The sequence below is a fragment of the Martinezella sp. CNPSo 3957 genome, assembly GCF_057784395.1.
In genome coordinates this window covers 288,095-308,637 of record NZ_JBXSOU010000003.1, presented here as the reverse complement: position 1 = coordinate 308,637, position 20,543 = coordinate 288,095, and the positions used below count along the sequence as shown (strand labels likewise).

Genomic DNA, 20,543 nt, shown 5'->3' with positions numbered 1-20,543 from the left:
TGATTATCCTATCCTACAGGCGACGGCCCGCGATCTTGGCGCTGCGCCAAGTCGATCAAGGTCAGTTATTTCTGCCTGCAAAGCCTTCGTAGCGCTTCAGATATGCTATCAGCGCTCTAAGCTTCGGAGCCATGTTCCGTCGATTGGGATAGTAGAGGTAGAAGCCCGGAAAATAGGGGCAATATTCCTCCAGGATCGGCACCAGTTCGTTTCTGCCGATGAAGGCGCGGAAGCTTTCCTCCATCCCGAAAGTGATTCCCGCTCCGGCGACAGCCAGCCTGATCATCACGTCCATGTCATTCGTCGTCACCTCTGGCGCGACCTCCACCCGGAATTCCTTACCTTCCTCGGCAAACTCCCAACGATAGGGGACAGCCTTTGGTGAGGATCGCCAGCCTATGCATCGATGCATCGAGAGTTCTTTCGGATGCGTGGGGATGCCGAATCGGTCGCGATAGGCCGGGGAGCAGACGGCCAATTGCCGCTCGTTGCCGGCGACGGGTACGGCAATCATGTCCTGCTCGATGACTTCGCCAAGCCGGACGCCTGCGTCGTAGCCTTCCGATACGATGTCGAATTCCTCGTCCGTGACGGTGATGTCGAGCTGAATCTCGGGATTGGCGTCCGCAAAGCCTGCGAGAAAGTCGCCGGCGAGAAAACGCTCCGCGATCGACGAGACGGCAAGCCGTAATTGACCGCGAGGTCGGGTGCGCAAAGTCTCCGTCTTTTCCATCGCGGCGCGTATGTCCGAGACTGCCGGCTCCACCTCCGCATAGAGCCGTTCGCCAGCCTCGGTCAGGCTGACGCTGCGGGTTGTGCGCTGCAGCAGCGCGATGCCCATACTCTCCTCCAATCGCCGGATTGTCTGGCTGACTGCCGAGCGGGTAACACCGAGCCTATCGGCAGCGGCGCGAAAATTGCGCTCCTGAGCGACCAGGATGAAGACGGAGAGAGCATTGAGATCGGGCCACATTGGTAACTATTGCTTTCCAAGCTGTCACTGAATGGATGTCTTATCACGACAATGAGGCTCTGTATCCTTCCTGTAGCCGGTTCCAAGAGAACCGTTCAGATAGCTAAGGAGTGATCGCATGCCTATCGATAAAGTCATTCTCATCACCGGTGCCTCCAGCGGCATCGGTGCGGGCATCGCCCGCGAACTCGCTTCTGCCGGCGCAAGGGTCATGCTGGGCGCCAGGCGCATCGACAGATTGGAAGCATTGGCGGCCGAGATACGAGAAAAGGGCGGCACGGTCATGACCCGCAGGCTCGATGTCACCGACAGGGCTGACGTAGCTGCTTTCGCAGAGACGGCACGCCTGGCCTGGGGAGGTGTCGATGTGATCGTCAACAATGCCGGCATCATGCCGCTTTCCCTGATGGCTTCGATGAAGGTCGAGGAGTGGGACAGAATGGTCGACGTTAACATCAAGGGCGTGCTTCATGGCATTGCGGCGGTCCTGCCGGAAATGACGGCGCGTGGTTCCGGCCACATCATCAATATCGCCTCGATCGGGGCGCTGGCCGTCTCTCCGACCGCCGCCGTCTATTGCGCGACCAAGTATGCCGTTCGGGCGATCTCCGATGGGTTGCGGCAGGAATGCCGCGACATCCGGGTCACCTGCATTCATCCGGGTGTCGTCGAGAGTGAGCTGGCCGATACGATCACCGATCCGGCGGCGGCCGAAGCGATGAAATCCTATCGAGCCGTTGCGCTGACTCCCGATGCCATCGGTCGGGCGGTGCGCTTCGCCGTCGAGCAGCCAGATGATGTCGATGTCAATGAGGTCGTCGTGCGCCCGACGCGGGCGGCGCATTGATCCGCTCCCTTGCTCTCATTCTCATCCTGGCAGGCATCCTGTTCGCTTCGCCGGCACTTTCCGAGGATCGAATCCAAATGAAGAAACCGACTCACGCTTACGCCGGCATGTGGGTGACCGCAGATGGTCATATCCGCCATGAGCTCCTGCCGAACGGCCGCTATATCGAGGCGCGGGGCAGCCGTGAGCGTGCCTATCAGGGGCGCTACGTGTTGACAGGGGATCATATCGACTACTGGGACGACACCGGTTTCACCGCCGATGGTGACTTTATCCATGGCGTGCTCCATCACGCCGGGATGATCCTCTATCGAAGGAAATGATGATTCGGAGCGGTGTTTGGTACTCAGCCGCCCTTCCTTTTCCAATGGCTGCTCGCACTTGTCCGAATCGCTCATCCTGGAATCACCCGCGTCCTTGCTTCGTTTTGGGACGCGGGTGGACGTCACCAGTGGCTATTTGTCCGGCGACGAAGCGAGGCTAGTGCCGCAAAGAGCTTGCCGGACCGCGCAAAAATCCGCCGATTAGCCATGGAATGGCCATTTCCCCGCCTTTTTCCAGCTGACTGAAGCTATTCTAGCCGTTGGCGTAAGTGCCCGTAGATTAAGACGTTTCTTAACGAAGTCTAAATAAATGTGGCCACCGTGTCGCCGACTTGTGTCCTTTCAGCAACAGGAATTGCGGAAGGCTTACCCAAATCCCCCTTTCGGAGAAGATGTCGATTGCGTGACAGGCCGCGTCTTGTATTTTCACTCTCGGAAGCGAGGGCGATTGATCGTCCACTTCTTGAAACACGAGGATGGGACAGGGAATGCCTTCGGGTAGTTCTCATTCTTGAGATAAAACTTTGACTGGAGGTCAATATGAACATCAAGAGCCTTCTTCTCGGCTCCGCTGCTGCGCTGGCAGCAGTATCCGGTGCTCACGCGGCTGACGCAATCGTCGCTGCTGAGCCCGAGCCGTTGGAATACGTCCGCATCTGCGACGCATACGGTGCTGGCTACTTCTTCATCCCGGGCACCGAAACCTGCCTCAAGATCGGCGGTAAGGTTCGTACCGAAGGTAAGTGGTACGATGCTTACGACGCAGACAGCCACAATGGCACTCTCTGGCACACGCGTGCTGAGCTGCAGCTGCAGACGGCAACCGACACCGAATACGGTCCGCTGAAGACCAACACTGAGCTGCGTTGGGACTGGAACGACGGCAACGCGACGTCGACCAACCTGCTGCATGCCAGCATCAGCCTCGGTGGCTTCACCGTTGGTAAGGAAGACTCGCAGTTCAACGTCTTCACCGGCTACGCCGGCGACGTCATCAACGACGACGTGGTCTATGACGGTCCGTACGAACTGAACCAGATCACCTACAACTACGACGCCGGCAACGGCTTCACGGCTGTGATCTCGGTTGAAGACAGCAACTCGGGCGCTGGCGCCACGGGTGCAAACGGCGAAGACAGCACGAACCACTACCTGCCTGACGTTGTTGCCGGTGTTGGCTACAAGGCTGGCGCATGGGCCTTCAAGGTCGTTGGCGGTTACGACTCGATCGTCGAAGAAGGCGCTATCAAGGCTCGCGTAGACGCTGACTTCGGCGTATTCTCGGCCTTCTTGATGGGCGGCTGGAACACCGACGGCGACAAGCTCAACAAGTACGCTGGTGCTGGCAGTGAAGGCATCGGCTGGGGCGACTGGGCCGTATGGGGCGGCGTTGGCGTACCGGTCAACGAAAAGCTGAAGTGGAACCTCCAGCTCGCTTACACCGACTCCAAGGTCTTCGCCGCTACCACGAACGTCAAGTGGAACCCGGTTAAGAACCTGCTCATCGAGCCGGAAGTCTCCTACACCAACTGGGACTCCATCAACAAGGACCAGTGGGCTGGTATCCTCCGCTTCGAGCGCTCGTTCTAATCTGATTTGACTTCGGTCATATGAGATTTCTCACTTCGGTGAGGAAAAGCCCGGTCGAAAGGCCGGGCTTTTTGCGTTATCGGCAGCCGCATTTCTTCTGATCTTGAAGATGATGCGACCATTTTGGTATGGCGCATTTTTCTCTGCGGATATTGCCCTCCGCGCGAAAGTTCTTTCCGTGTAATTTTAAGCAGAATTCGCTCCGGGTGCTTCGGAAGTATGACAGATTTGCGACGTGATTTTTGTGCAACGCACTCTTTTGAAACAGCTGTCACAATTGCTCATAGTTTGTCTCTGATATTGCTCTGAAAAAAACGATCTGTAGGTTCCAAATCGGAAGCAAGACTTAGCGTCTTGGTTCTCCCGGATCAGGGGTCAACTTTTAAAGCTAGGTGGGGTAGGGCGCGTCGTTTTTTGCGATGTGATTTCTCATACCTAATTGATATTGAAACTGGAGTTACTATGAACATCAAGAGCCTTCTTCTCGGCTCCGCTGCTGCGCTGGCAGCAGTATCCGGTGCTCACGCGGCTGACGCGATCGTCGCTGCCGAGCCCGAGCCGCTGGAATACGTTCGCATCTGCGACGCATACGGTGCTGGTTACTTCTTCATCCCGGGCACCGAAACCTGCCTCAAGATCGGCGGCCGCGTTCGTACCGAAGGCGGCTGGTACAACGCCTACAAGGCTGGCCAGGACGCTGGTGGCCGCGGCACCTATTGGCATACCCGCGCTGAACTCTCTCTCGACACCGCGACCGACACCGAATACGGCCCGCTAAAGACCAATACCGTTGTTCGTTGGGACTGGAATGACGGCAACGCGACCACGACCAAGCTGCTTTGGGCCAACATCAGCCTCGGCGGTTTCCTCGTCGGTAAGGCTGATTCGGTCTACTCGACCTTCACCGGTTACGCCGGCGACGTCATCAACGACGACGTGATCGAATACGGCATCAACAACACCGACGAACTGAACCAGATCACCTACAAGTACGACGCCGGCAACGGCTTCACGGCTGTGATCTCGGTTGAAGACAGCAACTCGGGCGCTGGCGCCAAGGGTGCAAACGGCGAAGACAGCACGAACCACTACCTGCCTGACGTTGTTGCCGGTGTTGGCTACAAGGCCGGCGCATGGCAGTTCCGCGTCGTCGGCGGCTACGACTCGATCGTCGAAGAAGGCGCTGTCAAGGCTCGCGTCGATGCCGACTTTGGCGTTCTCACCGCTTTCGTTATGGGCGGCTGGAACACCGATGGCGACAAGCTCAACAAGTATGCCGGTGCTGGCGGTGCTGGCCTCGGCTGGGGTGACTGGGCCGTATGGGGCGGCGTTGGCGTTCCGATCAACGACAAGCTGAAGTGGAACCTGCAGCTTTCCTACGACGATCTGAAGACTTTCGCTGCAACGACGAACGTCAAGTTCAATCCCGTCAAGGACCTGCTGATCGAGCCGGAAGTGACCTACGTCAACTATGACGCCGTCAACAAGGACACCTGGGCTGGTATCCTGCGCTTCCAGCGCACCTTCTAATTCGGTCGCCGAATCGAATTTGACAGATCTTCCGATCAGACCTCCGATCGGAAGAGGGAAGGCCCGGTTTCCCACCGGGCCTTCTTGTTTCATAAGGACTGAACGATTTCAGGCTTTGTCCTCAAAGCCCCGAGATGAAAGCGCCGATTGCCTCTGGAATGTCGCCGAGATGCAGGATGGGAGCGTGTCCTTGTCCGTCGGCGATCTTAACGACGATGCCTGGATGGCGTTTTGCCATTTCATCTATCGTGGATTGCGTCAGCAGCTTCGAATTCTCGCCGCGAATCACCATCAGCGGAATATGCTGAAATCCTTGAAACTGCGCCCATAAGTCGGGAATCGGCGCGTCCAGATCGAGTACCTGCATCTGGAGCGCGATGGCAGGATCGTAGTCAGCGACAGGTTTCTCGTCGACAACCGTGTAGATCGCTCGGGCCATGTCCCACCAGTCCTCTTCGGCAAGCGCGGTAAAGGCATTCCCATGGTTTTCGCGCAGGATTTCGACCGCCTCGCTCCAGTTGGCGGGCCTCTTGTCACGATTTAGATAATCGCGGATATCCGCCAGCCCATTCCTCTCCAGGAGGGGGCCAATATCGTTGAGAATGACCGCTTTCAGGATGTCCGGCCGACTGGCCGCGATCATATGCAGAACCAGCCCACCGCGTGAGGTGCCGATGAAGATGGCTTGCGAGATATCGAGAGCGGCGCAAACGGTCAGGACGTCCTGCGCTTCGACGGCGAGATTGTAGTGGGACTTGTCGGGATCCCGTTCGGAGAGGCCACGTCCGCGGGCGTCGAGTGTAATCACCCTGTGTGGGCCTAAGGAATCCTGCGACAGAAGCAGCGACAACTGGTGAAAATCGCGCGAGTTGCGTGTGAGCCCCGGCAGGCAGAAGACAGGCGGCCGGTTGTGCGCCGTCGCTTCGCTGCAGGCATAATCCCGCACATAAAGCTTCAAACCGTCCCCGGCCGCGATCGTTCTGGCAAGGAAGCCGCTTTCACCGTCGCTGCGCATGTATCACTCCCTCAAGTTTCGGATATTGCGAGGGATGTAACGGCATTTCCGCAGCACGCACAACTAGGGTTACCGGCTAGCCGCGACCGCTTATCAGATCGTGTACGATGTCGGCTTTCTGCCCCAGTCGCGCCTTGTACACCTGATAGTTTTCCATCACGCGCTGCACGTAGTTGCGGGTCTCCGGGAAGGGGATGCGCTCGATCCAGTCGATCACGTCGTCGAGCGACTTGCCGCGCGGATCGCCATAGCGGCTGATCCATTCCGGCACCTTGTTCGGCCCTGCATTGTAGGCGATGAAGGTCAGGATGTAAGATCCGCCGAAGGTGTCGATCTGCTCGCCGAGATAATGGGCGCCGAGCGTGGCGTTATAACCGGCATCCTGCGTCAGCTTGTCGGCGGAATAGGTTATGCCGTGCCGGCCGGCAACGGCCTTTGCCGTCTTCGGCAGCAACTGCAGCAGGCCACGGGCATTGGCAGAGGAAACGGCGGCCGGATTAAAGGCGCTTTCCTGCCGGGCGATGGCATAGGCGAGTGCCTTGCCCGAGCCCGAAATATTGGCGTTGTCCGGAATGACGCCGATCGGGAAGGCGAGGGCTGCAACGTCGATGCCGCGCCCATAGGCGATCTTGCCGATCTGCAGCGAAAGCTGGTGATTGCCGGAACGCTCGGCGCGGGCGGTCAGCATGGCGACTTCGCCGGGGCTATCCAGCTGTTTGGCGAGAGCGCGATAGAGCGCGTCGGCGCGCCATCCGTGCCCAGCCGCCTCAAGCCGCGAAATCGCCTGCACCGCCTCGCGTGTCTGGAAGCGCTGGCGATCCGTAGCGGAGGGCGAGGGATAGGTGACATCAAGGGTAGGGCGGCCAAGCTTCTCAGCGGCAAGTTGGCCGTAGAAAGTGCTCGGATAGGAGGCGGCCTTCGCATAAAAATCGGCAGCCTTGCCCGGTCCGCCTACCTCTGCTGCCCGGCCGAGCCAATACCAGCCGCGCGATTGCGAGATCGGTCCGTTCGAGACCTGCAGTATCTTGCGGAAATGGGCTGACGCGTTTGCGCCGTCCTGTAAGCCGCGCAGAGCGTACCAGCCGGCGTGGAATTCGGCCTCGCCGATATCCTGCGGGCTTTCTGCAACGCTGGCGTCGACGATGCGATAGGCGGCCTTGAATTCACCCTGATCCACCAATCCGCGGCTGACGATGCGCTGCTCGGCCCACCATGCGCCGGGGCTGACAAGCACGCTGCGGTCTTTGGGCATCTGCGCCAGAAGACTGGCGGCATCGTCATATTTGTTCTGGCGGCGCAGGTTCTCGATCCGCATGAAGAGGTAGGCGGGATCCTTGCGCAATTGCGCATCCACGCCTGCAATCAGCGCATCGGCTTTCGGCGAGCGGTCATTGACGGCCGCCCACGCCTTGTAGAGTGATTGCGCCCTGCCGAGATCGCCGAAGCGTTTGGCCTGTGCCGTCCGGTCGCGGTAAAGCAGATAGTCCATGCGAGCCTTGTGATCGGCGGGCGAAAGCAGGCTGGCGAATTCCGCAAGGATCTTGTCTTCGAGAGGCTTGTCCAATGGCTCATCGCGCCAGATCTTGCGGATCAGCTTTCCGGCCTGCGCCGACGCGCCGCGTGCCATAAGAGCACGCGAGAGGATGATGCTGCCCTCCACGGTCTCCGGCTGCGAGTTGCCGAAGGCGGCCAGGACCTGATCCGTCGCCGGATTTTCCGTGTAAAGCGCCCGCTCGGAATTGGCGCGCAGGCTGCCAAGCCCCGGCCAGCCGACAAGCTCGCGGGCGGCGGCGGCAATCTCGCCGGAGGGGATGCCCGGCTGGCCTGAAGTGGCGATTGCCCAGGTCAGGATATGGCGGTCGAGCGTGCCTTCGCTCATGCCATTGCGAATGGCGAGCGCCTGCATCGGGTTCTTGTTGGAAAGGGCGTCGAGGCCTGCCTTCAGGTCGCCGCTAACGGGGGCGATAGCGCCGCTGCGCGGGATCGCGGCCGTGCTCATGGGATCCGGCGCCATGGCGACATAGGCGTTGGCGCTCGTCGGTATCTGCTGGCCGGGAAATTGCGAGGCAACGGCGCCCCAGGCGACCGCCAAGCCCACGGCGGTCCAGATCATGACAGGTCTCTTCATCCGGCTACTCACAAAACAAAAGGCCCCTTCCATTTGCCAAATGCAATATTAACGAAACCTTACCGGTGGTCCGAATTTCAATCAATTATGATATCGGAAACTGCCCTTTACCATTCAAAGCGTGCTTGTCGCCGTCAAGCCTGCGCTTTATGGTGCGCGGATTCATAACCATGGATTGCGGCTGAAGCATGAATGCCGCGCCGCTAGGAGACTTGCATGTTCCAGGGATCCATTCCCGCTCTCGTTACGCCCTTTACTGACGCCGGCAAGGTGGATGAGGCTTCCTTCGCCTCGCATGTCGACTGGCAGATAAAAGAGGGCAGCAAGGGACTGGTGCCCGTGGGTACGACGGGTGAATCGCCGACCCTGTCGCATGACGAGCACAAGCGCGTCGTCGAGCTCTGCATCGAGATCGCCAATAAGCGGGTCCCTGTCATGGCGGGCGCGGGTTCGAACAATACCCGCGAGGCGATCGAGCTGGCGCAGCATGCCGAAAAGGTTGGCGCCAATGCGGTTCTTGTCGTCACGCCCTACTACAACAAGCCGACCCAGAAGGGGCTTTACGCGCATTTCGCCGCGATCGCGGAGGCGGTGAAGCTGCCGATCTATATCTATAACATTCCCGGCCGTTCGGTTGTCGACATGACGCCGGAGACGATGGGCGCGCTTGCCAAGTCCTATTCCAATATCGTCGGTGTCAAGGATGCGACCGGCAAGATCGAGCGTGTCTCCGAGCAGCGTATCAGCTGCGGCCGCGATTTCCGCCAGCTTTCCGGCGAGGATGCCACGGCGCTCGGCTTCAACGCCCATGGCGGCGTCGGCTGCATCTCGGTCACGGCCAACGTCGCACCGCGTCTTTGCGCCGAATTCCAGGCGGCGACGCTCGCCGGTGACTATGCCAAGGCTCTGGACTATCAGGATCGATTGATGCCGCTGCACAAGGCGATCTTCCTCGAGCCCGGCCTTTGCGGTGCCAAATACGGTCTCTCCCGGCTTGGCCGCATGAGCCGCAATGTCCGCTCACCGCTGCTGTCGACCCTGGAGCCGGGCACGGAGGCTGCGATCGATGCGGCCCTGCGCCACGCCGGCCTCTTGAACTGACGCTATTCGAGGCCATTACCAAACTCTGCCGGACCGCTCTCTTCACAAGGAGGGCGGTCTCGCTTATTTAGGGACTAGGATGTGGCGCACCTCTGGTTGCTGCCGGAACGACGCAGGAAAAGAAGAAGAATCATGGCACCCAAAGGCAGCCAGCGCGTGGTGAACAAGGTCGTGGCGGAAAACCGCAAGGCCCGCTTCAACTACGAGATCATCGATACCTATGAGGCTGGTCTCGTGCTGATGGGCACCGAGGTCAAGTCGCTGCGTGAAGGCAAGGCCAATATCGCCGAATCCTACGCTTCGGACGAAGGCGACGAAATCTGGCTGATCAACTCGTATCTGCCGGAATACCTGCAGGCGAACCGTTTCAATCACGAGCCGCGCCGTCGCCGCAAGCTGCTGCTTTCCAGCCGCGAAATTGGCCGGCTGCGTTCGGCGATCAATCGCGAGGGCATGACCCTGGTGCCGCTGAAGATCTACTTCAACGACCGGGGCCGCGCCAAGTTGGAATTGGCTCTCGCCAAGGGCAAGAAGCTGCATGACAAACGCGAATCCGAGAAGGAGCGCGATTGGAACAGGCAGAAGAGCCGCCTGCTCAAGGACAATGGGTGAGGGTGAGAAGCGATCGGGCAAAGCCCGAGCAATCGATCCAGTGAATCGATTGCAGCGACGAGCGCCCTGAGCCTCAGCGAGGGGCTGGCTGTCGCAGCAAACGCAAAACGCTTTCACCGCGCGCAACTAGCCCTGGGCAGAGACAGCTGCGCATGAATCGATTGCGCGACGAACGCCCTGAGCCCTAGCGAAGGCCGGCTGTCGCGGCAAACGCGAAACGCTTTCTGCCGCGTGCAGCGAACCCGCCTAATGCAGTCCCTAACTATTCCTCGGATTCCGCAGCGGTGTGACCTCCCTCGGGAGCGCGTGCAGGCCGTTCCGAGGCTTCGCGGCCGATCTCGGCCTTCAGCGAGACAAGGTCGATGAAATGGTCGGCCTGACGACGCAGATCGTCGGCGATCATCGGCGGCTGAGTCGACATGGTCGAGATCACCGAAACCTTGCGTCCGCGGCGCTGGAGGGCTTCCACGAGGGTCGTGAAGTCGCCGTCGCCGGAAAAGATCACCAGATGGTCGACGGTCTCGGATTGCTCCATGGCGTCGATCGCCAGCTCGATGTCCATGTTGCCCTTGATCTTGCGGCGTCCCATGGAATCCGTAAATTCCTTGGCCGGCTTGGTGACGACCTTGTAGCCGTTATAGTCGAGCCAATCGATCAGTGGGCGGATGGAGGAATATTCCTGATCTTCGATGAGAGCGGTGTAATAATAGGCCCGCAGCAGATAGCCGCGTTTCTGAAATGCCTTCAGCAGCTTGCGGTAATCGATATCGAAGCCGAGGCTCTTGGACGCAGCGTAGAGATTGGCGCCATCTATAAAGAGTGCAATTTTTTCGCGTGGGTCAAACATTGCTTACTTATCCACTGTTATAAAAACGTAATCACTTCATTCAAACGCTAGCTAAAACAATGCCTTGTAAGGCGTTGCAGAATAATTCGTATTACTTTATGAATTATTCATATAACCGAGATTTAGGGCACGCAATGGGATATTCCAAGCAACTTCCGGTGGAAATCGCCGTTTGTCTAGGGGAATTTTAGCACTTTCCCGGGGGCTGCAAAGGCGCTGAAACAGGAAAAACTTGAATTTGCCATCGTTTGCTTGTATCGGCGTGCTACTCCGAGACATGATGACGACATCACGACCGCAAAGGACAGGCAATGGCCCGTGTCACAGTAGAAGATTGCATTGATAAAGTAGAGAACCGGTTCGAGCTCGTGCTGCTCGCCAGCCATCGCGCCCGTCTGATTTCGCAGGGCTCGTCGATCACCATCGACCGCGATAACGACAAGAACCCGGTCGTCGCGCTGCGCGAAATCGCCGACGAGACGCTGTCGCCTGATGATCTCAAGGAAGACCTGATCCATTCGCTGCAGAAGCATGTCGAAGTGGATGAGCCTGAGCCCGATCCGGCAAGCCTCCTGGCAGCAGGTGCTTCTACCACCAGCGAAGAGGAAGAGGACGCTCCTGAAGCCGTTACTTTCGACCAGATGTCGGAAGAAGAACTTCTGGCCGGCATCGAAGGTCTGGTTCCGCCGGAAAAAAGCGACGATTACTGATCGTCGATCTTGATGCTCCGGGCAGGAGCGATATGATGACAAGATGCGTGCGCCGGTCAGATGACTGGCGCGCTTTTGTTTTTGCGGGAGTAGCTTCGGAATGATGCGGCAATACGAGCTTGTTGAGCGCGTGCAGAAATACAAGCCCGATGCCAACGAAGCTCTTCTCAACAAAGCCTATGTTTATGCGATGCAGAAGCATGGCCAGCAGAAACGTGCCAGCGGCGATCCCTATATTTCCCATCCTCTCGAAGTTGCTGCGATCCTGACGGATATGCGTCTGGATGAATCGACCATCGCAGTCGCTCTTCTCCACGATACGATCGAGGATACGACGGCGACGCGCGCCGAAATCGACGAGATGTTCGGCGAGGACATCGGTCGCCTGGTCGAGGGCCTGACGAAGATCAAGAAGCTGGATCTCGTCACCAAGAAGGCCAAGCAGGCCGAAAACCTGCGCAAGCTGCTGCTTGCCATTTCCGACGACGTACGCGTGCTTCTGGTCAAGCTTGCCGACCGCCTGCACAATATGCGCACGCTCGATCACATGTCGCCGGAAAAGCGCGCGCGCATTTCCGAGGAGACGATGGAAATCTATGCACCGCTCGCCGGCCGCATGGGTATGCAGGACATGCGCGAGGAGCTGGAGGAGCTCTCCTTCCGCCATATCAATCCGGAAGCGCATGAGACCGTTACCAAGCGCCTGGAGGAGCTGTCGCGCCGTAATGAAGGGCTCGTCAAGAAGATCGAGACCGAACTGCGCGATCTGCTTGTTGCCAACGGCTTGGCCAATGCCATGGTCAAGGGCCGGCTGAAGAAGCCCTATTCGGTCTTCCGCAAGATGCAGTCGAAGTCGCTCTCTTTCGAGCAGCTTTCCGATATCTACGGCTTCCGTCTTCTCGTCGACGATATTCCGTCCTGCTATCGGGCGCTCGGCATCGTCCACACCCGCTGGCGCGTCGTTCCCGGCCGCTTCAAGGATTATATCTCGACGCCGAAGCAGAACGACTACCGCTCGCTGCACACGACGATTGTCGGCCCTTCCAGTCAGCGCATCGAGCTGCAGATCCGCACGAAGCGCATGCATGAGATCGCCGAATTCGGCATCGCCGCCCACACGCTCTACAAGGACGGCACGAATAGCAACGGCAATGGTGCGGATGGTGAGCTCCTGTCGCGGGAAAGCAACGCCTATTCCTGGCTGCGCCATACGATCGAGGCCTTGGCGGAAGGCGATAGTCCAGAAGAGTTCCTCGAGCACACGAAGCTTGAGCTGTTCCAGGATCAGGTCTTCTGCTTCACGCCCAAGGGCAAGCTGATTGCCCTGCCGCGCGGCGCGACGCCGATCGACTTTGCCTATGCCGTCCATACCAATATCGGTGACACCACAGTAGGCGCCAAGATCAATGGCCGCATCATGCCGCTCGTTACGCGGCTGAACAACGGCGACGAAGTCGAGATCATCCGCTCGGGCGTGCAGGTGCCGCCGGCCGCCTGGGAAGAAATCGTGGTCACCGGCAAGGCGCGCGCCGCCATTCGCCGCGCAACCCGTCTTGCCATCCGCAAGCAATATGCCGGCCTCGGCCACCGCATTCTGGAGCGCACCTTCGAGCGCGCCGGCAAGGTCTTCTCGCGCGATGCCCTGAAGCCTGCCCTGCATCGCCTCGGCCAGAAGGATGTCGAGGATGCGATCGCCGCTGTCGGGCGAGGGGAGATGTCGTCGCTCGATGTCTTGCGCGCCGTCTATCCCGATCATCAGGATGAACGCGTGACCGTGAAGCCCGCGGGCGATGAGGGCTGGTTCAACGTCCGCAGCGCCTCGGGCATGATCTTCAAGATCCCCGGCAAGAACAAGGCCGAGGTTTCCGACGGCGCAGATCTCGATGCGCCGCCGATCCGCGGTATCTCCTCGAATGTAGAGGTGCATTTCGCGCCGACCGGCGCCGTCCCGGGCGACCGCATCGTCGGCATCATGGAAAAGGGCAAGGGCATCACCATATATCCGATCCAGTCGCCGGTCCTGCAGCGGTTCGACGATGAGCCCGAGCGCTGGATCGATGTGCGCTGGGATCTGGACGAAGCCAACAAGTCCCGCTTTGCCGCCCGCATCCTGATCAATGCTCTCAACGAGCCGGGCACGCTTGCAAAGGTCGCGCAGACCGTAGCGGACGTCGACGTCAACATTCGCGTGCTCAATACCGTTCGGGTTGCGGCCGATTTCACCGAAATGGCCCTCGACGTCGAAGTCTGGGATTTGCGCCAGCTCAACCAGCTTCTGGTGCAGCTCAAGGAACTCGATTGCATTGCGACGGTAAAGCGCCTCTACGAGTGATGTCGGCCGATCTCAAAGCAGCCTGCATATTTTGTGATCATTTTATGACCAAATTCGAGCGCATTTCCGGATAGGTATGCGCTATGCGCATGGCTGCGTATATTTCAAAGCGGTGGTAATTAGCCTTTGTCGCGCCTATCTTCTGGTCATCGAAGAAACGAAACTGAAATGAGAGAAGACAATGTTTAGCCCGATCAAGAAAATCGCCCGTGCTCTGCGTGTTCCGAGTGTTGAAGAACGCGAAATGGCTTACCTGAATGGTTCGCATGACCGTTTTGACCTTGAGTATCGTCAGCGTCAGGTCGACCGCGGTCTGTTCCGCACGCGTTAACAGCCATTAATACTTGAAAGACCAGGAGGGGCGCGTCGTTGTTGCGCCCTTGGAGCATCCCGATCTTGCGGGATTGCTGCCCGCCGCTGAAGGGGAACGTCCATTTTCTGCTTCAATAGCAGCTGGTGTTCCAAAAAAGAGCCGTACTTTCGGTTCTTAATCGGTGCATGATACGCTTGGCCGCTCTTGTCACGACGGCCCCCATTGCACTAGATAAGCCGCATGCTGTTTCGCCGCCGAAAACCACTGACATTCAAGGAAAAACTGCGGGAGCACCTTTGGCCTCGCAAGGGTTTTGTCCGCTCGTTCCAATATTTCGGCAAGCGCCTCGTTCGCCTTGCCGCATCGCCGCATTCGGTCGCGGCCGGTTTTGCCGCGGGTATTGTTGTGTCCTGGACGCCGTTCATCGGTGTGCATTTCGTCATGGCGATCATCATCGCATATCTGATCCGCGGCAACGTCATCGCTTCGGCGTTGGGCTGTCTGGCCGCCGGCAATCCGATTACCTACCCCTTCATCTGGGCCCTGACGTGGGAGATCGGCCATCTGATCCTGTCACGCGATAGCGGCGGTCAGGGCGGCAGCATCGATCTGCCCGCGCTTTGGCATAAGGGCGATCTCTCGCAAATCTGGGACCCGGTGTTGAAGCCGATGCTGATCGGCGGCATTCCGCCTGCCATCGTGACGGGCGTGATCGTCTACGCGCTGACTTATTATGGTGTGAAGACCTTCAAGACCCGCCGCAAGGAGCGCCTGATGGAGCGCGCCCGCGAGCGGCTGGCGATTGCCGAGAACGCATCGAGCGTCTGACCCAGACTGATCTTGTCCGGGCCGCCAGGAGGGCCTTCCCATGATTATCGGCATAGGCAGCGACCTTATCGACATCCGCCGGGTTGAGAAGACGATCGAACGTTTCGGCGCCCGGTTCACGGAGCGCTGCTTTACCGATATCGAGCGCGCCAAGTCAGAGCGTCGCAAGAACAGGGCGGCCTCCTATGCCAAGCGCTTTGCCGCCAAGGAAGCCTGCTCCAAGGCTTTGGGCACAGGATTGGCGCAGGGCGTCTTCTGGCGCGACATGGGTGTCGTCAATCTGCCAAGTGGAAAGCCGACCATGCAATTGACCGGCGGTGCCGCAGAAAGGCTGGTTTCCATGCTGCCAGCAAATCACCGCGCTGCCATTCATTTGACGATAACGGATGATTTTCCTCTTGCTCAGGCCTTTGTGATTATCGAAGCGCTGCCGATGGATGCCTGAATCACGACTGTATGTCGCTTTTGGCATCCGCGCCATTGCCGCGATGATATGAAGCGAGTAGACAGTGCCTGAATATAAGTGCGCCGGTGGGGTGCGAAAAAGGAAAAAGACTGCGTGTCCGAGAAAGCCGTAAAACAGCAGAACGCCCTGTGGGAGAATATCAAGGTCATCGTTCAGGCGCTCGTCCTGGCCATGATCATCCGCACGGTTCTCTTTCAGCCATTCACCATTCCGTCCGGCTCGATGATGCCGACGCTTCTTGTCGGGGACTATATCTTCGTCAACAAGTTCGCCTACGGCTACTCCAAGTACTCGCTGCCGTTCTCGCCCGATCTGTTCAGCGGCCGCATTTTGGGCAGCGAGCCGAAGCGTGGCGATGTCGTGGTCTTCCGCTTCCCGCCGAATCCGGATGTTGACTACATCAAGCGCGTGATCGGCCTGCCGGGCGACCGCATCCAGGTCAAGAACGACATTCTCTATATCAACGGCCAGGCCGTTCCGCGCGAGCCGCATGGGACTTTCTCGTCCGACTATAGCCAGGAGCCGGGTGACCATATCGCCGTCTACAGCGAACGTCTGCCCGATACCGGCAAGGTCTTCGACACGCTGGATCTTTCGCCGAATTCGCGTGGCGACAACACCCAGGAATATGTCGTTCCGCCGGCCCATTACTTCATGATGGGCGACAATCGCGACAATTCCGACGATAGCCGTTTCGATGTCGGCTATGTCCCCGCTGAGAACCTGATCGGCCGTGCCAGCGTCATTTTCTTCTCGCTGGGTCACGACACCTCGTTCCGTGAAATCTGGAAATGGCCGACCAATATGCGTTGGGACCGTATTTTCAAGGTTGTCGAATGACGAAGGCACAGACGCTCTCCCAGGCGGATCGTGCCAGGCTTGAGGTCGTTATCGGCCACGAATTCGCCGAAAAGGAGCGTCTCGACCGCGCGCTGACCCATGCCAGCGCGCGTACGCACAAGACGGGCAACTACGAGCGGCTGGAATTTCTCGGTGACCGTGTTCTCGGCCTCTGTATCGCGGAATTGCTTTTCAAGACCTTCGGTGCGGCGACGGAAGGCGAGCTGTCTGTTCGCCTCAACCAGCTCGTGAGTGCAGAGACCTGCGCCGAGGTTGCCGATGAAATGGAGCTGCATCTCTATATCCGCACCGGCGCCGACGTGAAGAAGTTGACGGGCAAGCGGATGCTCAACGTGCGCGCCGATGTCGTCGAAAGCCTGATCGCAGCACTCTACCTGGATGGCGGACTTGAAGTCGCCCGGGCCTTCATCCTGCGCTTCTGGGAGCCCCGCGCCATCCGGCCGGAGGGTGCAAGGCGCGACGCCAAGACGGAGTTGCAGGAGTGGGCGCATGCAAAATTCGGCGTCACCCCGGTCTACAGGGTTGATGATCGCAGCGGACCGGATCATGATCCTCGCTTTACAGTGACCGTGGAAGTCAAGGGAACGGCGCCTGAAACGGGAATAGAACGCTCCAAGCGTGCGGCCGAACAGATGGCGGCGACACGGATTCTGGAGCGCGAAGGTATTTGGCAGCCTCAGTTGACTGAGAAGTGACTGCCGGGGAATAGTGGAAAATGACCAATCAGCAGGACATGCCCGCCGAAGACGGCGCGGTTGAACATATCGGCCCGACGCATTCGGGCTTCGTTGCCCTTATCGGCCCCACCAATGCCGGTAAGTCGACGCTCGTCAACCGGCTCGTCGGCGCAAAGGTCTCGATCGTCAGCCACAAGGTGCAGACGACGCGCGCCATCGTGCGCGGCATCGCCATTCACAACAACGCACAGATCGTTTTCATGGACACGCCCGGCATCTTCAAGCCGCGCCGCCGTCTTGATCGCGCCATGGTGACGTCCGCCTGGGGTGGCGCCAAGGATGCCGATCTCATCATGCTGCTGATCGACAGCGAGCGTGGTCTGCGCGGCGATGCCGAGGCCATCCTGGAAGGGCTGAAAGATGTTTCCCAGCCGAAGATCCTCGTCTTGAACAAGATCGACCGCGTCCGCCGTGAGGACCTGCTGGCGCTTGCCGCCGCCGCCAACGAGAAGATCGCCTTCGAGCAGACCTTCATGATCTCGGCGGAAAGCGGCTCCGGCTGCGACGACGTCATGGATTATCTGGCGAAGACCTTGCCGGAAGGTCCCTGGTATTATCCGGAAGATCAGATTTCCGACCTGCCGATGCGCCAGCTTGCCGCCGAAATCACCCGCGAAAAGCTGTTTCTGCGTCTGCATCAGGAGCTTCCCTATTCCTCGCATGTCGAGACGGAAAAGTGGGAAGAGCGCAAGGACGGCTCCGTGCGCATCGAACAGGTGATCTACGTCGAGCGCGAAAGCCAGAAGAAGATCGCTCTCGGCAAGGGCGGCGAAGCGATCAAATCGATCTCGACCGCATCACGCAAGGAACTCTCCGCGATCCTGGAGCAGCCTGTGCACCTCTTCCTCTTCGTGAAGGTCCGTGAAAACTGGGGAGACGACCCCGAGCGCTTCCGGGAAATGGGCCTCGACTTCCCGCATTGACGAGAGTTTGCGTTCCTGCAACGCTTAATATTACAGTGGCTTATTGGGCATTCTGTTTGCCGCTGTAACTTGAGGGGTGTTTCATGGCGAAGGCAGCAGCGACGGTGCATGGACGACGCACGCCCTGCCAGCAATGTCCGCTGAGATCACTGCCGCATTTCCGGGAATTCCAGCGCGACGAGCTGAATTTCATCAGCGGCTTCAAGAAGGGTGAGCTTCTTGTCGATGCCGGTGCCACGATCTTCCTCGAAGGCGCGCATAGCGCGCACCTTTTCACCATCCTCTCCGGCTGGGGTTTTCGATACAAGACGCTGGAGGATGGCCGCCGCCAGATCCTGAATTACGTGATGCCCGGCGATCTTATCGGATTGCAGGGGTCGATCATGGGGGAGATGCAGCATTCGACGGAAGCGCTCTCGCCGATATCGCTCTGTGTTTTCGAGCGCACGGAGTTGATGACACTCTATAATTCTCATGCCTCGCTGGCCTATGATCTGACCTGGATCGCATCGCGTGAAGAGCGGATTCTCGATGAGCATCTGCTGAGCATCGGCCGCCGCTCCGCGATGGAGCGTGCCGCTTATCTCATTGCGTATCTGCACCAGCGCGCCAGCACTCTGCGCCTTTTCAACGGCAGCAAGGTTATCCCCATTACGCAGCAGCATGTCGCCGATACACTCGGCCTTTCCGTCGTCCATACCAATAAGACTTTGAAAAAGCTGGCGGCCCGAGGGTTGCTCCTTTGGCAGGAGAAGGGCTGCGAAGTTCTGGATGGGAAGGGGCTCGCAGAACTTGCGGGCTGGGACGGTCTTGATTCGGGCAAGCGCCCCTTCATCTAGGCACTGCTTTTTAGCAAACGCATGTCTTTTTTAAATGCCGGCAATAACTGTATCAGCATAGATTACTGTTATCGTCACTTTTCTACCAGTTTCACCTTTTACTAACCCCGGCGACAAAAGCGATTGGAGCAATGGTGACGAGCCCATAGTACCGCAGTGCAAAAAGTGCGAAGCGGGTTGGAGGCAAGGTCATGTCACAAGAGACTGAGCCAAAGCGGATGGGGCAAACCATCCATTCAATACGGGCCGATGATTGGCGCCGGAGGGATAGATGCGGGACTTTTTACGGGCTGCGCCAACTGGCGCATACGTGCAGGGATGGCGCTGATATGACGTTTCAGCGCGTGCTTATACTGGAAGATAATCTCATTATTGCAATGGAGACTGAGGAAATCCTTCGTCTCGTAGGTATCCAGCAGATTGAGATTGCTTCGAATCTGGAACAGGCGGTCAACGCGATCCATTCCGAACATTATGATTTTGCGATGCTTGACGTGAATCTTGGAGAGTCGACGAGCTTCGGCTTTGCCAGATTGCTGATGGAACGCGGCATTTCCTTCGGCTTCGTCAGCGGTTATTCCGATACGCTCGATTTTCCGGCCGATCTGCGGCATGTGCCGCTTTTGAACAAGCCCTTCGACGAGCAATCCATGCGTCTCTTTGTCGAGGCCCTGGCCGGCGGTTCCTCTCTTGCCATGTGACAGCCGCGGCCGTTTGCCCTAAACTCGAATCGCGGAAATTTTTCGGGGCAGCCGGCCGATGCAATGGCAGGACCATGCGATCATTCTGGGTGTCAAACGTCTCGGCGAGACTAGTGTCGTCGCCGAGGTGATGACGCGTGGCCGCGGCCGCCATATGGGGCTGGTGCGATCCGGCCGCTCGCGCGCCATGCAGCCGGTGCTGCAGGCCGGCAATCTCGTCGAGGTCACTTGGCGGGCCAGGCTGCATGAACATCTCGGCGAGTTTCGCATGGAGCCGGTCACGCTCAGGGCCGCGCGGTTGATGGAGACCGCGACCGCCGTCTATGGCGTGCAGGCAATGGCCGCATTGTTGCGGCTCTTGCCGGAGCGTGATCCGCATCCACATCTCTACGATGCGCTCGATGTCATTCTGGAAAACCTGCAGAACCCTGCCGATGCCGGCGAACTCTTCGTGCGCTTCGAACTTGCCGTGCTGAACGATCTCGGCTTCGGCCTCGATTTGACGGAATGCGCAGCAACCGGCGTGCGTGAAGATCTGGCTTTCGTTTCGCCGAAATCCGGGCGTGCCGTTTGCCGGGCAGCCGGCATGCCCTGGGCGGACAAGATGCTGGCATTGCCGCCGTTTTTGACGACCGGAGCCCTGATCGCCGCGGATCGGGAAAGCCTTTCCGCCGCTTTCCGCCTGACCGGCTTCTTCCTGCATCGCCATGTCTACGAACCGCGCGGCATAGAGATCGCCGCGGCGCGCGAGGGCTTCATTCAGGCCGCAATGAAGGCACTGAATATGGTGTCACGGGAACGGTCAACCGTTGCAGCCAAAAGATAGAGCAAGCCGCGCAAAAGTGCGCGGCAAATAGGATCGCGCTC

Annotated in this window: 21 protein-coding genes; 17 read left to right on the top strand and 4 right to left on the bottom strand. The window is 58.7% G+C overall.

Annotated elements, in window-relative coordinates; all coding sequences use genetic code 11:
- Positions 1-61: 61 nt before the first annotated feature.
- A complete protein-coding gene (locus AC13QE_RS09945; protein WP_488483507.1) occupies positions 62-973 on the bottom strand; it encodes a LysR family transcriptional regulator in 912 nt (303 codons plus the stop codon).
- Between the two features lie 118 nt (positions 974-1,091).
- Here AC13QE_RS09945 and AC13QE_RS09940 point away from each other — a divergent pair, with 118 nt between their 5' ends.
- From AC13QE_RS09940 to AC13QE_RS09925, 4 genes are all read left to right on the top strand, one after another.
- Positions 1,092-1,820, top strand: coding sequence for an SDR family oxidoreductase (locus AC13QE_RS09940; protein ID WP_488483506.1), 729 nt, complete (start codon positions 1,092-1,094; stop codon positions 1,818-1,820).
- Positions 1,820-2,143, top strand: coding sequence for an Atu4866 domain-containing protein (locus AC13QE_RS09935; RefSeq protein ID WP_488483734.1), 324 nt, complete (start codon positions 1,820-1,822; stop codon positions 2,141-2,143). Before AC13QE_RS09940 ends, AC13QE_RS09935 begins: the two co-directional genes overlap by 1 nt.
- Before the next feature lie 540 nt (positions 2,144-2,683).
- On the top strand, positions 2,684-3,733 hold the full coding sequence (locus AC13QE_RS09930) for a porin (RefSeq protein WP_015339286.1): 1,050 nt from the start codon (positions 2,684-2,686) through the stop codon (positions 3,731-3,733).
- Positions 3,734-4,195: 462 nt separating this feature from the next.
- The gene (locus AC13QE_RS09925) at positions 4,196-5,263 is read left to right on the top strand and encodes a porin (RefSeq protein ID WP_132716197.1); all 1,068 of its coding nucleotides are present in this window, start codon (positions 4,196-4,198) and stop codon (positions 5,261-5,263) included.
- Between the two features lie 121 nt (positions 5,264-5,384).
- Here the strand turns inward: AC13QE_RS09925 and AC13QE_RS09920 are convergent, their stop codons facing one another.
- Positions 5,385-6,278 (bottom strand): alpha/beta fold hydrolase, encoded by an 894-nt coding sequence (locus AC13QE_RS09920; protein ID WP_488483505.1) that lies wholly within the window; start codon positions 6,276-6,278, stop codon positions 5,385-5,387.
- Positions 6,279-6,354: 76 nt separating this feature from the next.
- Positions 6,355-8,292, bottom strand: a complete 1,938-nt coding sequence (locus tag AC13QE_RS09915) for a lytic transglycosylase domain-containing protein (RefSeq protein WP_488483733.1) — start codon at positions 8,290-8,292, stop codon at positions 6,355-6,357.
- Between the two features lie 330 nt (positions 8,293-8,622).
- Here AC13QE_RS09915 and dapA point away from each other — a divergent pair, with 330 nt between their 5' ends.
- Together dapA and smpB are read left to right on the top strand one after the other, a co-directional pair.
- Complete coding sequence (dapA, locus tag AC13QE_RS09910) at positions 8,623-9,507, top strand: 4-hydroxy-tetrahydrodipicolinate synthase (RefSeq protein WP_015339290.1); 885 nt, start codon at positions 8,623-8,625, stop codon at positions 9,505-9,507.
- A 132-nt stretch (positions 9,508-9,639) separates the two neighbouring features.
- Positions 9,640-10,119 carry an SsrA-binding protein SmpB gene (gene smpB, locus AC13QE_RS09905; protein WP_015339291.1) on the top strand — a complete coding sequence of 160 codons (480 nt, stop codon included), beginning with the start codon at positions 9,640-9,642 and terminating at the stop codon, positions 10,117-10,119.
- A 262-nt stretch (positions 10,120-10,381) separates the two neighbouring features.
- Here the strand turns inward: smpB and AC13QE_RS09900 are convergent, their stop codons facing one another.
- Positions 10,382-10,966, bottom strand: coding sequence for a LabA-like NYN domain-containing protein (locus AC13QE_RS09900; protein ID WP_015339292.1), 585 nt, complete (start codon positions 10,964-10,966; stop codon positions 10,382-10,384).
- Positions 10,967-11,277: 311 nt separating this feature from the next.
- Here AC13QE_RS09900 and rpoZ point away from each other — a divergent pair, with 311 nt between their 5' ends.
- The 11 genes from rpoZ to recO all read left to right on the top strand — a co-directional run bounded on the left by rpoZ (position 11,278) and on the right by recO (position 20,502).
- The gene (gene rpoZ, locus AC13QE_RS09895; protein ID WP_015339293.1) at positions 11,278-11,676 is read left to right on the top strand and encodes a DNA-directed RNA polymerase subunit omega; all 399 of its coding nucleotides are present in this window, start codon (positions 11,278-11,280) and stop codon (positions 11,674-11,676) included.
- Positions 11,677-11,776: 100 nt separating this feature from the next.
- A complete protein-coding gene (locus AC13QE_RS09890) occupies positions 11,777-14,008 on the top strand; it encodes a RelA/SpoT family protein (RefSeq protein WP_132716200.1) in 2,232 nt (743 codons plus the stop codon).
- Positions 14,009-14,189: 181 nt separating this feature from the next.
- Entirely contained in the window at positions 14,190-14,339 is a 150-nt protein-coding gene (locus AC13QE_RS09885) for a DUF3563 family protein (RefSeq protein WP_015339295.1), read from the top strand.
- A 222-nt stretch (positions 14,340-14,561) separates the two neighbouring features.
- The gene (locus AC13QE_RS09880) at positions 14,562-15,149 is read left to right on the top strand and encodes a DUF2062 domain-containing protein (protein ID WP_488483504.1); all 588 of its coding nucleotides are present in this window, start codon (positions 14,562-14,564) and stop codon (positions 15,147-15,149) included.
- A 40-nt stretch (positions 15,150-15,189) separates the two neighbouring features.
- Complete coding sequence (gene acpS, locus AC13QE_RS09875; protein ID WP_488483503.1) at positions 15,190-15,594, top strand: holo-ACP synthase; 405 nt, start codon at positions 15,190-15,192, stop codon at positions 15,592-15,594.
- Positions 15,595-15,708: 114 nt separating this feature from the next.
- Positions 15,709-16,455: a signal peptidase I gene (gene lepB, locus AC13QE_RS09870; protein ID WP_015339298.1), complete on the top strand. Its 747-nt coding sequence runs from the start codon at positions 15,709-15,711 to the stop codon at positions 16,453-16,455.
- On the top strand, positions 16,452-17,171 hold the full coding sequence (gene rnc / locus AC13QE_RS09865) for a ribonuclease III (RefSeq protein ID WP_015339299.1): 720 nt from the start codon (positions 16,452-16,454) through the stop codon (positions 17,169-17,171). Before lepB ends, rnc begins: the two co-directional genes overlap by 4 nt.
- Before the next feature lie 20 nt (positions 17,172-17,191).
- Positions 17,192-18,136, top strand: coding sequence for a GTPase Era (era, locus tag AC13QE_RS09860; protein ID WP_488483502.1), 945 nt, complete (start codon positions 17,192-17,194; stop codon positions 18,134-18,136).
- 83 nt (positions 18,137-18,219) lie between these two features.
- The gene (locus AC13QE_RS09855; RefSeq protein WP_488483501.1) at positions 18,220-18,975 is read left to right on the top strand and encodes a Crp/Fnr family transcriptional regulator; all 756 of its coding nucleotides are present in this window, start codon (positions 18,220-18,222) and stop codon (positions 18,973-18,975) included.
- A 329-nt stretch (positions 18,976-19,304) separates the two neighbouring features.
- Positions 19,305-19,676 carry a response regulator gene (locus tag AC13QE_RS09850; protein WP_015339302.1) on the top strand — a complete coding sequence of 124 codons (372 nt, stop codon included), beginning with the start codon at positions 19,305-19,307 and terminating at the stop codon, positions 19,674-19,676.
- A gap of 58 nt (positions 19,677-19,734) precedes the next feature.
- The gene (gene recO / locus AC13QE_RS09845; RefSeq protein ID WP_488483500.1) at positions 19,735-20,502 is read left to right on the top strand and encodes a DNA repair protein RecO; all 768 of its coding nucleotides are present in this window, start codon (positions 19,735-19,737) and stop codon (positions 20,500-20,502) included.
- Positions 20,503-20,543 lie beyond the last annotated feature (41 nt).

Coding starts and splice junctions, on each gene's coding strand:
- AC13QE_RS09945 (WP_488483507.1), bottom strand. CDS start 973: ATGTGGCCCGATCTCAATGCTCTCTCCGTCTTCATCCTGGTCGCTCAG.
- AC13QE_RS09940 (WP_488483506.1), top strand. CDS start 1,092: ATGCCTATCGATAAAGTCATTCTCATCACCGGTGCCTCCAGCGGCATC.
- AC13QE_RS09930 (WP_015339286.1), top strand. CDS start 2,684: ATGAACATCAAGAGCCTTCTTCTCGGCTCCGCTGCTGCGCTGGCAGCA.
- AC13QE_RS09925 (WP_132716197.1), top strand. CDS start 4,196: ATGAACATCAAGAGCCTTCTTCTCGGCTCCGCTGCTGCGCTGGCAGCA.
- AC13QE_RS09920 (WP_488483505.1), bottom strand. CDS start 6,278: ATGCGCAGCGACGGTGAAAGCGGCTTCCTTGCCAGAACGATCGCGGCC.
- AC13QE_RS09915 (WP_488483733.1), bottom strand. CDS start 8,292: ATGGCGCCGGATCCCATGAGCACGGCCGCGATCCCGCGCAGCGGCGCT.
- dapA (WP_015339290.1), top strand. CDS start 8,623: ATGTTCCAGGGATCCATTCCCGCTCTCGTTACGCCCTTTACTGACGCC.
- smpB (WP_015339291.1), top strand. CDS start 9,640: ATGGCACCCAAAGGCAGCCAGCGCGTGGTGAACAAGGTCGTGGCGGAA.
- AC13QE_RS09900 (WP_015339292.1), bottom strand. CDS start 10,966: ATGTTTGACCCACGCGAAAAAATTGCACTCTTTATAGATGGCGCCAAT.
- rpoZ (WP_015339293.1), top strand. CDS start 11,278: ATGGCCCGTGTCACAGTAGAAGATTGCATTGATAAAGTAGAGAACCGG.
- AC13QE_RS09890 (WP_132716200.1), top strand. CDS start 11,777: ATGATGCGGCAATACGAGCTTGTTGAGCGCGTGCAGAAATACAAGCCC.
- AC13QE_RS09885 (WP_015339295.1), top strand. CDS start 14,190: ATGTTTAGCCCGATCAAGAAAATCGCCCGTGCTCTGCGTGTTCCGAGT.
- AC13QE_RS09880 (WP_488483504.1), top strand. CDS start 14,562: ATGCTGTTTCGCCGCCGAAAACCACTGACATTCAAGGAAAAACTGCGG.
- acpS (WP_488483503.1), top strand. CDS start 15,190: ATGATTATCGGCATAGGCAGCGACCTTATCGACATCCGCCGGGTTGAG.
- rnc (WP_015339299.1), top strand. CDS start 16,452: ATGACGAAGGCACAGACGCTCTCCCAGGCGGATCGTGCCAGGCTTGAG.
- era (WP_488483502.1), top strand. CDS start 17,192: ATGACCAATCAGCAGGACATGCCCGCCGAAGACGGCGCGGTTGAACAT.
- AC13QE_RS09855 (WP_488483501.1), top strand. CDS start 18,220: ATGGCGAAGGCAGCAGCGACGGTGCATGGACGACGCACGCCCTGCCAG.
- AC13QE_RS09850 (WP_015339302.1), top strand. CDS start 19,305: ATGACGTTTCAGCGCGTGCTTATACTGGAAGATAATCTCATTATTGCA.
- recO (WP_488483500.1), top strand. CDS start 19,735: ATGCAATGGCAGGACCATGCGATCATTCTGGGTGTCAAACGTCTCGGC.